Source organism: Spongiibacter sp. C9W (genome assembly GCF_057370015.1).
In genome coordinates this window covers 3332011-3345461 of the sequence record NZ_CM170672.1, presented here as the reverse complement: position 1 = coordinate 3345461, position 13451 = coordinate 3332011, and the positions used below count along the sequence as shown (strand labels likewise).

13 protein-coding genes are annotated in these 13451 nt (G+C 55.9%); 3 read left to right on the top strand and 10 right to left on the bottom strand.

The annotated features are described in order from the left end of the window. Nucleotides 1-5: 5 nt before the first annotated feature. The gene (gene npdG, locus AC2Q8J_RS15840) at nt 6-680 is read right to left on the bottom strand and encodes an NADPH-dependent F420 reductase (RefSeq protein WP_204995987.1); all 675 of its coding nucleotides are present in this window, start codon (nt 678-680) and stop codon (nt 6-8) included. Between the two features lie 279 nt (nt 681-959). On the opposite strand from npdG, the gene AC2Q8J_RS15835 reads away from it, so the two are divergent. Beyond that, complete coding sequence (locus AC2Q8J_RS15835; RefSeq protein ID WP_486451771.1) at nt 960-1739, top strand: SDR family oxidoreductase; 780 nt, start codon at nt 960-962, stop codon at nt 1737-1739. 37 nt (nt 1740-1776) lie between these two features. Here the strand turns inward: AC2Q8J_RS15835 and pyk are convergent, their stop codons facing one another. The 6 genes from pyk to AC2Q8J_RS15805 form a co-directional block, all read right to left on the bottom strand. Then, a complete protein-coding gene (gene pyk / locus AC2Q8J_RS15830) occupies nt 1777-3198 on the bottom strand; it encodes a pyruvate kinase (RefSeq protein WP_424144716.1) in 1422 nt (473 codons plus the stop codon). Between the two features lie 98 nt (nt 3199-3296). Continuing rightward, a complete protein-coding gene (locus tag AC2Q8J_RS15825) occupies nt 3297-4154 on the bottom strand; it encodes a flagellar motor protein MotB (protein WP_204995990.1) in 858 nt (285 codons plus the stop codon). Continuing rightward, a complete protein-coding gene (gene pomA / locus AC2Q8J_RS15820; protein WP_486451770.1) occupies nt 4154-4924 on the bottom strand; it encodes a flagellar motor protein PomA in 771 nt (256 codons plus the stop codon). Before pomA ends, AC2Q8J_RS15825 begins: the two co-directional genes overlap by 1 nt. A 217-nt stretch (nt 4925-5141) precedes the next feature. Next, nucleotides 5142-6290, bottom strand: a complete 1149-nt coding sequence (locus AC2Q8J_RS15815; RefSeq protein WP_486451769.1) for an acyl-CoA dehydrogenase family protein — start codon at nt 6288-6290, stop codon at nt 5142-5144. Between the two features lie 93 nt (nt 6291-6383). Then, a complete protein-coding gene (locus AC2Q8J_RS15810) occupies nt 6384-7295 on the bottom strand; it encodes a VOC family protein (RefSeq protein ID WP_286695919.1) in 912 nt (303 codons plus the stop codon). A gap of 46 nt (nt 7296-7341) precedes the next feature. Continuing rightward, entirely contained in the window at nt 7342-8406 is a 1065-nt protein-coding gene (locus AC2Q8J_RS15805; protein ID WP_204995994.1) for a 3-ketosteroid-9-alpha-monooxygenase, oxygenase component, read from the bottom strand. A gap of 283 nt (nt 8407-8689) precedes the next feature. Between AC2Q8J_RS15805 and AC2Q8J_RS15800 the strand changes: the two genes are divergently transcribed. Both AC2Q8J_RS15800 and AC2Q8J_RS15795 read left to right on the top strand, forming a co-directional pair. Continuing rightward, nucleotides 8690-9625, top strand: coding sequence for a sensor domain-containing diguanylate cyclase (locus tag AC2Q8J_RS15800; protein ID WP_486451768.1), 936 nt, complete (start codon nt 8690-8692; stop codon nt 9623-9625). 165 nt (nt 9626-9790) lie between these two features. Next, nucleotides 9791-10639, top strand: a complete 849-nt coding sequence (locus tag AC2Q8J_RS15795; protein ID WP_486451767.1) for a methylated-DNA--[protein]-cysteine S-methyltransferase — start codon at nt 9791-9793, stop codon at nt 10637-10639. A gap of 52 nt (nt 10640-10691) precedes the next feature. On the opposite strand, the gene AC2Q8J_RS15790 is transcribed toward AC2Q8J_RS15795, so the two are convergent. The 3 genes from AC2Q8J_RS15790 to dmpG all read right to left on the bottom strand — a co-directional run bounded on the left by AC2Q8J_RS15790 (nt 10692) and on the right by dmpG (nt 13449). Next, nucleotides 10692-11072, bottom strand: a complete 381-nt coding sequence (locus AC2Q8J_RS15790; protein WP_486451766.1) for a hypothetical protein — start codon at nt 11070-11072, stop codon at nt 10692-10694. A gap of 33 nt (nt 11073-11105) precedes the next feature. Beyond that, nucleotides 11106-12230, bottom strand: coding sequence for a hypothetical protein (locus AC2Q8J_RS15785; RefSeq protein ID WP_204995998.1), 1125 nt, complete (start codon nt 12228-12230; stop codon nt 11106-11108). Nucleotides 12231-12420: 190 nt separating this feature from the next. Beyond that, complete coding sequence (gene dmpG / locus AC2Q8J_RS15780; protein ID WP_027873549.1) at nt 12421-13449, bottom strand: 4-hydroxy-2-oxovalerate aldolase; 1029 nt, start codon at nt 13447-13449, stop codon at nt 12421-12423. Between the last annotated feature and the right edge of the window lie 2 nt (nt 13450-13451).

The following is a 13451-nucleotide window of genomic DNA, read 5'->3' as shown; positions in this document are numbered from 1 at the left end:
GCAACTTACTCGTCGACACCCGTGAGTTTAATGCCCGCATGACACTGGTATTGTTTGTTTATAAATATCAGCAGAGAGGTCATCGCCTCCACTGCCGCCGCATTGGCGATACTGCCGGCATGGAAACCGCGCAGCCCGGCGGCTTCAACCAGGTTAATAACCGTTGCCCGCGCTTCTTTATTGTTGCCGCAAACCAGGACATCACAATCGAGCTCGGAGCCCTCCTGCAGATGTACGGCCGCCACATTCTGAAAGGCCGACACCACCTTGACGTCGTCGCCGAGAATTTCCTGCGCGATCTGTCCAGCAGAGCCTTCCTCAGGCAGTTGCACCCGCGCCACTTTGGGCGGCACCAGGGGAACCGTCACATCGATCAAGATCTTGCCCTGCAGCGCGCCGCGCAGTGACTCCAGTGTGCTGCGGTGGTGGGCAAAAGGTACGGTCAATGCGGCAATATCTGCCGCCTCAGCCGCCGATTGATTATCCATCGCCTCGACTGCGACGGCGTCGACCCCGCGCTCATCCATCAATGCCTTTAGCTCAGCAACCGCTTGCTCAGCCTTCTCTTGGGTGCGAGAACCGATGATCACGCGGTAACCCGCCTGGGCCCAGCGTCTGGCTAAGCCTGTACCCAAATTACCGGTACCGCCTAAAATCGCAATTACTGCACTGTTGGACATATCACATACCTTTATCTTTATGTTGAAACTCACGACTGGACGCTATCGCCGACTAACACAGCGGCAGGCTCCCAGCACATCAAACCGATCGCCAGTATAACGTGGGCACTATAACTGGTACTGACAAAACAAGTCATTTACGCATAAAAATACGGTCATATTAAATCGTGGGCTAAAGCGATAAACTGTCGCCCAAAAATTTCGCGGCGATTATTGGCTCGCAAGAAGCCAAGCCGCCGCAAACACTAACATGACAGGGCACAAGGTAGGTAAAAAGGAATGCAAAACGCACTGGATTTTACGGGTAAAGTCGTCATCGTTACCGGCGGCGGGAAAGGTGTTGGCCGCGGTATCAGCGAACGGTTTTTGGCTGCCGGGGCAGACGTAGCGATCTGCGGTCGCAGTAAACCCGACAGCCTACCCAGTGCTGAGGGTCGAGAAGCGTGGTTCAGCGCGCTGGATGTTCGCGACCCGGACGCGGTCCAGGCCTTTGTCGACAGCGTGAAAGAGAAGTTTGGTCGCATCGACGTGCTGATCAACAACGCTGGCGGCGCCCCCTATGCCGATGCGGCCACCGCCTCGCCACGGTTTTCTGAATCCATCGTGCGTCTCAATCTGCTCGCGCCACTCTTCTTTGCCCAGGCCTGCAATGCGGTGATGCAGCAGCAGGAAGGCGGCAGCATCGTCAATATTGCCTCAGTGAGCGCCCAGCGCCCGTCGCCGGGTACCGCCGCCTATGGCGCAGCAAAAGCCGGCCTGTTGAACCTGAGCAGCTCCCTTGCCGTGGAGTGGGCGCCCAAGGTGCGTAGCAACACAATTATTGCCGGCCTGATCCGCACCGAACAGTCCCATTTGCACTACGGCGACGAAGCCGGTATTGCGGCAGTGGGCGAAACGATCCCACTGGGACGAATGGCGGTTCCCAACGATATTGCCGAGGCCTGTTTATTCCTGGCCAGTGACATGGCCAGCTACGTGAGCGGTGCAGCGCTCACTGTGCACGGCGGCGGTGAAAAGCCCGCGTTTTTGGGCGCCGCTAACGCCGACAACGAAAAATAAGTGATGCCTTGAATGGGGCCAGCAGACTGGCCCCTGCTTACAGCACGCGAACGATCTTCATGGTATTGGTGTGGTTATCCACGCCAACCTGGTCACCCATGGTCATAATGATCAAATCACCGGCATCGACATGGCCACCCGCTTTCAGCGTTTCAATACAGTCGTGCACCGCGGGCGACGGTCCTGCGCTGGATACCGCAAACACCCCGCGATAGAGGCTCACCCGGCGGCAGGTTGCGGCATTGCGGCTAAACGCAAAAATCGGAATGCCCGAGGTCAGTCGCGACATTAACAACACCGTTCGCCCGGTTTCGGTTAAGGACACAATGGCCTTCACCCCAACTTGATGGTTGGCGGCAAACACGGCACTCATTGCCAGGGTTTCTTCAACGGACTCAAAGCTGCGCTCGATCCGGTAACTGGATTTTCGCGCCGAGGGATAGCGCTCCGCCCCCATACAGTTTCTCGACATGGCTTTAACGGTTTCCAGTGGATACTGGCCCGCAGCTGTTTCGGCAGACAACATCACCGCGTCGGTACCATCGAGCACCGCATTGGCGACATCAAACACCTCGGCGCGAGTGGGAATGGGATTGCTGATCATCGATTCCATCATCTGGGTGGCGGTGATCACTGGCCGATTGAGCACCCGTGCCCGCTTGATAATATGCTTCTGCAAGCCGATCAGGCTGGCGTCACCAATTTCAACCCCCAAGTCGCCACGTGCCACCATCACGCCATCGCAAGCGCGAATGAGCGCATCGAGATGTTCGTCCTCGGCAACCGCTTCGGCGCGTTCAATCTTGCCGATGATCTGCGCGTGGCAACCCGCGCTCTGAAGCTTGTCCCGCGCATCATTGATATCAGCCGCACTGCTGGGAAAGGAGATGGCAATAAAATCCAGATCCATTTCCGCTGCGTGTTTGATATCGGCTAAGTCTTTGTTTGTCAGTGCCGGGGCCGAAAGGCCACCCCCCAGGCGATTGATTCCCTTTCGCGAGCGCAATATACCGATGCTCTCCGCTCGGCAATGCACCGCTTCGCCCTCCACACTTACCACTGATAATTGCAGCCGGCCGTCGTCGATAAGCAAGGTATCACCGGCCGCCACCGAACGGGCAAGCGGTTGGTAATCGACCCCGATATGACGCTCATCGCCCTCGCCATCCGCTAAGCGAGTATCGAGAATTAGCTCGTCGCCCGGCGCTAAATCAATGGCATCGACGGCAAGTGTGCGCAGACGGATTTTTGGCCCCTGTAGATCGCCAAGCACTGCGACGTAGCGGTCTTCTTCGGCAGAGATTTCCCGAATCATCTGACAGCGCGCCTTGTGCTCCTCGGCACTGCCATGGGAAAAATTTAAGCGGAACACGTTCACGCCCGCGGATATCATTGCTCGCAAGAGCGCTTCTGAATCGCAGGCGGGACCGACAGTGGCTACGATTTTAGTACGACGCATGGTGATCTCTTTACACTCCCTGAAACGGCTAAGTTGCCGCTCACCATGTTACACCGCCGAAGATTGCGGTTCGACGTCAGGAGAGAATATTTCTGGCGCTACTCAAGCACCGATGCTTCGCGACCACCATAGACCGGACCAACAGCGGAGTCGTGGACACCCCCTCTCAGCAAAATAACCTCAACACGGCGGTTGCGCGCCCGCCCTTCCGCCGTGCTGTTGGTATCTAAGGGTCGGGTATCGGCGTGCCCGGCTAAGCGGAAATGCTCGGCTGGCTGGCCACTGCGCTCTGCAATACTCTCCAGCACCGTTGCGGCTCGCGCGGAAGACAGGTCCCAATTTGAGCGGAAGCGCGAGGTGCTGATTGGCAGATTATCGGTGTGGCCGGCAATCACCACATGGCCGCCAATATCCCCCACCAACTCGGCGATTTTATTGATCACCGGTTTAAAGTCATTGTTGAGCTCGGCGCTGCCAGAGGGAAACGAGCCCATCTCCTTGATGCGGATCGTAATCACCCGCTCCCCGTCATCATCAACCTCCACAAAGCCATCGCGAATCTCGATATCCAAGTGGCGTTTTACCTTTTGCAGATCAGCCTCCAGCTCCTCTTTGCTAATCCGCTCGGATTCGTCAATTGCCATTTCAGCGTAGATGCGCATCTCATTGACAGCTTGTTGGCGAACTTGGTTTTCGACGGTTGGCGTTGGCCGACCGGGGCTAAAGTCTCGCGCGATAATACTGGTACCAATCGGTGGCTTAAAGGCGGGAACCTCCCGCTGAACCCCGAAGGCATCGCGCATAGAGCCCGACAGTTCTTTGAATTTCTGCTTGTCCATCTCGGAGAATGAGAACAACAGAACGAAAAAAGCCAGCAGCAAGGACATTAAGTCTGCAAAGGTTAGTACCCAGGCGGGCGCTCCGGCCGCCGCTTTTTTCTCGGGGACGTCTTCCACTAGGCTTCCTCAGCCTTTGCTTCTTTATCGCGGGCATTGTCGGGCAGATAGGTCGACAGCAGTGATTCGAGCACCCGCGGGTTCAAGCCCTCTTGTATGCCGTCAACCGCCTCCAGTATCAGGTGGCGATTGCGACGCTCTTCCTGGGTACGGAAATTCAGCTTGTCCGCCATTGGCAGCGCAACAGCATTTGCCAGCACAGCGCCATACAGGGTAGTAAGCAGCGCAACCGCCATCGCCGGCCCGATCGCCTTGGGGTCAGACATATTGGACATCATCTGCACCAAGCCGACGAGGGTACCAATCATGCCCATTGCCGGCGCGGAATCACCAAAACCACGAAATACCGCCTCACCCATTTCCTGGCGTTCGATCGTCAGATTGATTTCTTTGTTTAATAAGCGCTTAACAAAGGCAGGGTCGTGACCATCAATGGCCATCTGCACACCTTTATTGAGGAATTCATTGGTAATTTCCTGCGACTCCAGACCCAGCAGCCCCTCTTTGCGCGCGATACCTGCCAGTTCAACGCACTCGTTAATTAGCTGTGATGAGCTGGTTGGCTTGTGAAAGAAGGCGCGCGAGGCGACCTTGAAGGCGCCCAGGGTTTGATCCAGCGGAAATTTCACCAGATTGGCAAATGTTCCGCCGCCCACTACGATCAACAGGCTGGGGATATCGACGAAGCCACCGGCACTGCCGCCAAAAACAATGGCCGCAATAATCACGCCCAATGCGCCAAACATTCCCAGCAGGGTTGCTATATCCAAGATATTTCTCCGCTATACAGACTCTGCCAATTCGACCTGACAGCTGGCCCCTTAATGCATATATCGGCGGCAGCCAGAAGACCTTTAGAGGTTTTGCACAGCTTGCGACTGCAGGCGGAGATTTTCTATACGGGTTTGCCCTTGCCAAATTAAGGGCCAGAAAGCAGAAAGCCCGGCGAATGCCGGGCTTGTCGGTAGGAGTAAAACTTTGCGACGCTTAAATGAAGAAGTCGCCGTTTTCCATACCCAGAGCAACGCCGCCGAAGTTACGGCCAAAGCCGGTGGGGTTGTTAGCAACGTGGGCACGGGCGGTGTGCACATCACGGAAACGCTGCTGAATTTCACTGTTATTGAATACCGAGTGACCACCGGCCACTTCAAACAGTGAATCGACAATATCGATGCTCTTGCTGATAACCAGAGACGCCTGGTAGCGATAGCGAACACGGTCTTCCAGAGGAATCTCTTCGCCGCGCTCAATTTGCGCCAACATCACATCGAAGTTACGGAAGAGAATGGTCTCCATCTCGTCGATACCGTTTAGGGCCGCCGCAATGCGCTCTACCACCTGGGTATCGCCCGCGAGTTTAGTGGGGTCACCACTGGCTTTATTCAACACCGCATGCTTATAGAGTTCCACGGTCGCCTTACAGGCACCGATAGCCGGGGTCGAGACAACGCGAATAAAGCTCTGCGCCCAAGGCAGGCGATATAAGGGCGCGTCGTTCACAGCCAAACCGGGGTTTGTTCCCGCGAAGCCATCGCTTTGCTTGTGGGTCATGTAGTCGGGCACAAATACGTCGTCTACCACGATGTCGTTGCTGCCGGTGCCTTCCAAGCCCATCGACTGCCAAGTATCGATAATTTCGTAGTCGCTGCGCGGCACCAAGAAAGTACGGTAGCCCTCGCCCGGTACGATTGCGCCCAGCAGCACCCAGGTGCAGTGGTCGCTACCACTTGACCAGCCCCAGCGGCCGCTGAGTTTAAAACCGCCTTCGGCGGGCGTCACTTTACCCATTGGCGCATAGGAGGAAGAAATACGTGTATGGATCGAGTCGTTCCATACGGCCTGCTGCGCGCGATCGTCCATCATCGCCAGCTGCACGGCGTGAACCGCGATAATGCCACTGGCCCATGCCGTAGACATACACGCCTCGGCGATGGCGATTTGCAGTTTAAAGAATTCTTGCGGCTTCATTTCCAAGCCGCCGTAGCGCTTGGGCTGCAAGCTCAGGAAAAAGCCCGCATCTTGCAGGGCATCAATCGAGGCCTGAGGCACTTTACGTTCTTGGCGCGTTTGCGGTGCACGCTCACGAAATACTGGCTGCAACTCTTTGATTGCAGCCATCATGGTTTCAAAATTCATCACCGCTCTCCTGTTGTATTCTGTCTTTGATCTTATGATTTACCGCCCACTACCTCATTACGCGGTGCAGCGGGCAAAGGATTTTACCGGGCTTTAGGCGTCAGGCATGTTGAACTTGTGCCCCCAGAGGCTGGGCAGCGATGTCACGGTTGGCGTGAAATCGTCCCAATCCACCTGCAAACCACCGGTGCCAAACTCCATGGCAAAGCCTGTTGGTGTTGCCATGTAGAACGACAGCATCCGGTCATTAGTATGGCGCCCCAGGGTCGAAACAATGGGAATTCCCGCTGCTTCAACGCGATCCAGGCAGTAACCCACTTCATCGGTGTCTTTCACTTCCAGCATAAGGTGAACACAGCCCACCGGGTTGCTGCTGTCTTCGTATAGCGCAAGGCTGTGGTGACGCGGGTTATTCACGTGCATAAAGTTCAAGCCCTGACCGGGGTCATTGGGATCTGGCGAGAAGTGAAAGTGCATGTAGTCACTGTCACCAAAGCCGAGCACGTCTTTGTAGAACGTGTGCGTTTCGCTGAGCTTAGCTGCTGGCAGCACGGCATGCCCCAGGCCCATGTCGCCATTGAAACCCGTTTCAAAGCCACTGATACCCAGTGGTGAAACAAATTTAGCAAAGTCCAGTTCGCCGCCCCAATAAAGCTCCAGCTCGTTACCCGAGGGGTCTTTCAATACGATCAATTCGCGCACGCGCCGCGCCTTGGCATCGTCGCTGCTACCCTCTTCAAAGGCGACTCCCGCCTCGGTCAAGCGCTGCTTGGCATCGGCAAAGTCTTGCGCATCACGCAGTTCCCAGCCGCAGCGGCTCAGTCGCTCCGCGTCACCTTTGACAATGGCAAAGCGAAACGGACGCTCATCTATTTTCAAGTAAACATTGCCGTCGTCCGGCATATTCGGCGCAGGCATCAGGCCGAGAATGTCCCGACCGTACTCCAACCACTTCGACGGCTCTGCCGACTCGATTACGACGTAGCCTAAACTGCGTACATCCATGCGTTTATCCTGTGTTATCGATTATTAAATTCGCTGCACAATGCCATTAGCCATTGCGAATGGCGTAATCCACTGTGTACTCACGGCGCTCGTTAAAGACCTCAGGTACATCCGCACGATCCACGTAGAACTGGTTGTACCACTGACGCAGGCGGTTGATTGGGCCGTCGCCGTCACACAATACCGGGTTATCAACACGGGTTTTGGTATGCCAGATATGTACATCCTGGAAGAACGCCGTCCGGTTCTGCTCCGTGTACTGACGTGCCATCTCGTTGTTCTGCTCGTCACTCATACCCGGGATTTTCTTAACCGCCACACCAAACCGCAGGTCAAAGCTATTATGGTCGATGGGAACATGGGTCACCAGCAAGCGCGACTCCACGTCCATACCTTCTACCTGGCCAGTCATGTATGTGTTCATGTATGCCGGACCGAAGTATTTGGCACTGGAAGTTAGCTCGCCATCTTCCGCCAACAGCTCGCTGCCGCCGACCAGTACTTGTTCATAGGTATGCTTGTGAACAATGTTCTTGAACTCTTTGATAGGCGCGCCGTGAATCGGCCCAAAATGCGCCACATCTGCCATGTTATCCACCAGCTCGCGGCTGTTGGTATTGATGGTCATCAGATCCATTTGCCAGATCGTCCAGTCCGGACTGAACAGGTCATCGATGCGCGGCGGGCGCTGGTCTTCGATAGGAGGCAGCCCCTCTGGGTCGTACCACATGAATAACAAGTGATTCTCTTCCAGCGTTGGATAGCTGCGGATAACCGCTTTCGGGGGAATGCGCTTGGCGTAGGGGATCTCATCGCACACACCATCGGCGCCCCAGCGCCAGGAGTGGAATGGGCAACGAATGGAGTTACCCTCCACGCAACCTTCGCTCAAGTCTGCCCCCATGTGAGGGCAGTAGCCGTCGAGAATATGGACTTGACCATCTTCCCCGCGATACGCAACCATGCGGGTGCCAAAGTAGTTTAGCTTGACCGGCTTTTCATCGTATTCGCTGGCCAGCCCCAAACAATACCATCCCCGCCCATAGCGGTCTGGCAATTCCTTAGCTTCGATAATATGGGGCTGACGCGGTGCCTGCGCGGGCTCGCTCATTTTTCTCTCCTCGGTTATTCGGCAGACCCTCTGGCCGGGGCCCTGCTATCACGGTGAAAATTCTCACACAGCCAAGGCAAGCCTTCTATAATCCGTTTAGACGACCAAAAAAATATCACAACACACTGTTTTTATTAGATTTTTCTCCATTTTTCAGTATTGTTTAACCACCGTTTAACAACGCCACAAGATGGTGCATCAGGCTAGGTTAAAACCCTTACTGGAATTCTCGCCCGACGCGCTACAATATTGCCATTCTGTTTCTGTGCAGCGGGAATCTCTGATGAAAGCGCCCGGAAAACCCCACAACGAAGAGAAGCGTTTGGCCGCGCTCTCATTGCTCAATATCCTCGACACACCAGCGGAAGAGCGCTTTGATCGCCTGACCCGACTGGCGTGCAAAATGCTTAACACCCCCGTTGCTCTGGTCAGCCTGGTCGCCGACGACCGACAGTGGTTCAAATCCAGCGCCGGACTCGAGGGCGTGGAGGAAACACCCCGCGATATTTCGTTCTGTGGTCACACCATTTTGCAAGATGGCGTGTTCATCGTGAACGACACCCTCAAAGACGAGCGCTTTGTCGATAACCCGCTGGTGGTACACGCACCCAATATCCGCTTTTATGCCGCCTTTCCCCTGTACGCGGTAACTGGCGAGCGGCTGGGCGCTTTCTGCGTCGTCGATCAACAGCCTCGGGACTTGTCCAGCGATGAAATTGAAACCCTCGAGGACCTTGCCCGAATTGCCGAGCGCGAACTTTGCGCAAGCTACCTGGCGACAACGGATGAAACGACCGGGCTGTGCAACCGATCGGGGTTTGAATTGCTCGCTGATAAACTGATGCACGCCTGTGCCCGCAGCGACGTGCCGATCAGCGCTGTCTTTTTCCGCCTAACCGCCCCCATCGACGGTGAAGACGGCACGCTGACACCCGATGTCATTTCCTTGTTTTCGCAAAAACTGGCTGCAGCCTGTCGCGAAGCGGACTTGGTTGCTCGCATCGACGATCAGCACTTTGGCTGCCTTCTCAACGATTGCCCCTATGAACAGGTGGCGCACTTCATGCGACGCATCGAATACGACGTGGAGCAACTGAATCGCGAACAACTCGATAAACCCATGGCGATGCAAAGCAGTTGGCTTGCCTATAATCCGGTCGCCCATCACTCTGTGGGTACGCTGGTGCGGCAGGGCACAGAGTTGCTGGACGTCGCGTAGGCCCGCCGCATCCCCCCTCCTCTTGGCCGCATAGCGTCCCCTTGAGCGGCGATTCTTTACCCGCGTTGCCTATGCGCCTAGGGCCGCCAATAAGCGCAAGAATCAGCTCGACCGGTACGATAGAAGCGTTATGCTTGTCTCAAGCTCGCACAAAGGAAACCCATCGTGCCCTCCGACTACCAGCGCATTGAACACGCTCTTCATATTTTGGACAGCCAGCAGGGCATGCTCAGCCTGGACGAGCTTGCCAACAAATTGGACATTAGCACCGGACATTTTCAGCGCATGTTTAGCCGCTGGGTTGGCATTAGCCCCAAGCGCTTTTCCCAGCTCATCACCGTTGAGCGGGCGAAACAGCTGCTATCTGCCGGCCAACCTCTACTGAATGTCAGCGAGGATTTGTCGTTAAGCAGCAGTTCTCGGCTCTACGACCACTTTATTCGAATCGAAGCAATGACGCCGGGAGACTATCGCTCGCGCGGTGAGAACCTGCGCATTCGCTGGGGAAACGGCGACTCGCCTTTCGGCGAGGTGTTTATCGCACAGACTCAGCGCGGCATCTGTTCGCTTGCCTTCGGGGATGGGCGCGAGGAGCTGATGGCGATGCAACAGCGCTGGCCAGCGGCACAGTTCTCAGAGGAGCATAAAGACTCTCAGGAACTACTGCGTCGCGCATTCAGTCACAGCCATGGTGAGCCGCTTTCGCTACATCTGCTAGCCAGTGATTTTCAGTTACAGGTGTGGCGGGCGCTGCTGGCGATCCGGCCTGGACAGTTGAGCACCTATGGCCAGCTTGGTCAGCGCATCGGCCAAGCCAAAGCCGCTCGCGCGGTTGGCCGCGCCGTTGGCAGCAACCCCGTCGCCCTACTCATTCCCTGCCATCGTGTGGTCAGGCAGACAGGTGCGCTCGGCGGCTATCGCTGGGGTGTCACGCGCAAACGCGCAATCCTGCTGCACGAAGCGGCCTGTAACAGCATTACGAGAGAGGATGGCAGTGACGATCGCCGGCAATAATCAGCGCTCAGATACGGGCGCCCGGTAGAGGCCCATCGGGCCGATTACTTTGTTAGATTTGATTGCGGCCAACGAGATTGATCACCCCTGCAGCAATGAGCGCAACGGCAGCGATAACGTCCGCGATGACGACCTTGCGAACGGGCTCATTGTAACCGCCAACCGACCACGCAATAGCGATGAAGGACACAACGCTGACTAAGCCTGCGACGATGGCCAATGTTTGCAGCGATGGCTGGAAAGCGGCGTACACTAAAAAAAGGCCAAGAAGTCCAAACAAAATGGCTCGGTGACGCATCAGGATTTCGATATTGGGCTCACCCATGGCAATGCCATACAAAGCGGCAAGGCGATCCGCGCCCAACACCCCGGCAACGGGCAGGAGATGAATAATGCCTACGAGCACCAGCAGGCCTGTGGCAACTTTCTCCATCTTTGCCCCTCTTTCTTGAATGGAACCGCAGGTTTAATCTGCCAGCTGAGCGACGCTCTTTAAAATCAGGCGCACCAGCAAGGTCTGACGACTAACACCGGTTTTGGAGAAAATTGAGCGCAAATGGGTGCGTGCGGTGTTGCGACTCATGCCCAGCGCTTCCGACGCTTCATCCAGACTCAAGCCATCCGCCAGCAATAACGACAGCTGCGCCTCAGTTGGGGTAAAGCCGAACAGTTGGATGATGATATTGACCGGCGCCTCTGCCCCATATTCCGGATCGCTAATAAAAATTGCCACCGTCGGTACAGACTGTCCCTCCGACCATTCGGTCAATGGCACGGGGCGAACAATCACCCCCAGGTCGGCGAAGTCGCCATCGCGGGGAACCCGCATCGCCTCAACCACTGCGGGCTCGTGCTGATCCCGGTGATCAAGAATGCGGTTAATCAGCCCCTGCAACTTCTTGGTTGTGGCCTGATCACCCAGCATCAGATAGCCGTCCTCGATCTTCACCTCGGGCTCACGTGCGACCAGGTTCTTCGCCATTTTGTTGCAGTTAAGCAAGCGGCCATTTTCATCGAGGATGATCGTCGCCAGCGATAGACTCTCCACCGCACCGGCGTAGAGGTCGCGCTCTGACTCAATAATATTCAGCCGTACATGCAGGCGCAGGGCTCTTTCCAAATGGGGCATCAGCGCGTGAATCAAGTCCCGGTCGTGCTGATCAAAAACCGGCGCAGACTCACTGCGCGCCACGCGCAAGCCGGCATTCATTTCACCCGGAACATGGATATCGACACCGAGGGTATCGTAGAGCCCGCAGGGCTTCATACACATCAGGTACAGCTCGCTGGTCAACCAGTCATCTACAGACACCAGCTCCATCAAGCTTTTGACCTCGCCCGGCTTAAGCGACAGGAAGGGATCCATAGCAAACAGCCGTTTTTGGTACTGATCCATACCCTCTACGGTGCTGCCACCCAGCACCCGCAGGACGCCGCGGCCCTGCTCCGACGGGGGGTTTAACACCAGAGTGACCGACACCGCCTGCATGACCTGAGACAACTCAGACAAGAAGCCTTCCCAGGGTTCCTCTTCCAACGGCCCTTGATAAACACTAGCCAGGAGGCGGTCAAACTTTGGATCGATCAACATCGTAACGTCTGTATGCCTTGTTATTTTTTACATGCAGTGAGTATAACCGAGATGGGTATGCGATACAGGCCTTTAACACCTGGCCGCTGCTGCGCGAACGCCGCACTTACCTGGAACGAACAGCCAGACACGAAAACGGCCCCAGCTGGGGCCGTTTCATCTTGCCGGACTGGCGTCTGGCGATCAGGGCTTAGAGCAAGCCGCGTTCCTTAGCCATGTCGAGTGCCAAGTCTTCAATCATATCTTCCTGTCCACCAACGGTGCGGCGGCGGCCAAGCTCAACCAGTATATCCCGGGCCGACACACCGTACTTCGCTTCGGCGCGTTTAGCGAACAACAAGAAAGATGAGTATACGCCCGCGTAGCCCAGAGTCAGGGAGTCCCGGTCGATACGGATGGGATGATCCATAATGGGAGTCACGCGGTCTTCGGCGACATCCATAATTTTATACAGATCAATACCGTGATCCGCGCCCATACGATCAAGCACAGCCACCAATACCTCCAGCGGCGTATTGCCTGCACCGGCGCCCAGGCCCGCTACAGAGCCATCGATACGGTTAGCACCGTGCTCGATTGCCACCAGCGAGTTCGTGACGCCCAGGCTCAGGTTGTGGTGAGCGTGGAAGCCCAGCTCGGTTTCTGGCTTCAGCTCGCTGCGCAACAGCGCAATGCGCTCTTGCACCTGATCGGGCAGCATATAGCCAGCGGAATCGGTGCAGTAAATACAGTTGGCACCGTATGATTCCATCAATTTGGCTTGCTCGACGATTTCCTCAGCGCCAATCATATGGGTCATCATCAAGAAGCCCACGGTATCCAAGCCCATCTCACTGGCCATGCCAATGTGCTGCTCTGATACATCCGCTTCGGTGCAATGCGTCGCCACGCGGATGGTTGATACACCGAGATCAGCGGCCATTTTCAAATGGTCGACCGTACCAATACCGGGCAGCAACAGCGCCGAAATTTTTGCATTCTTAACCGCACCGATTACGGCCTTCAGGTATTCTTCATCGCTGTGCGCTGGGAAACCATAGTTAACCGAACTACCACCCAAACCGTCACCATGAGTCACTTCGATCAGTGGCATGCCCGCCTCATCGAGGCCACTGGCAATACTGACCATTTCATCCAGAGAAATCTGGTGACGCTTAGCGTGCATACCATCGCGCAAACACATGTCGTGCAGAACGACTTTCTTACCTTGAATATCCATGA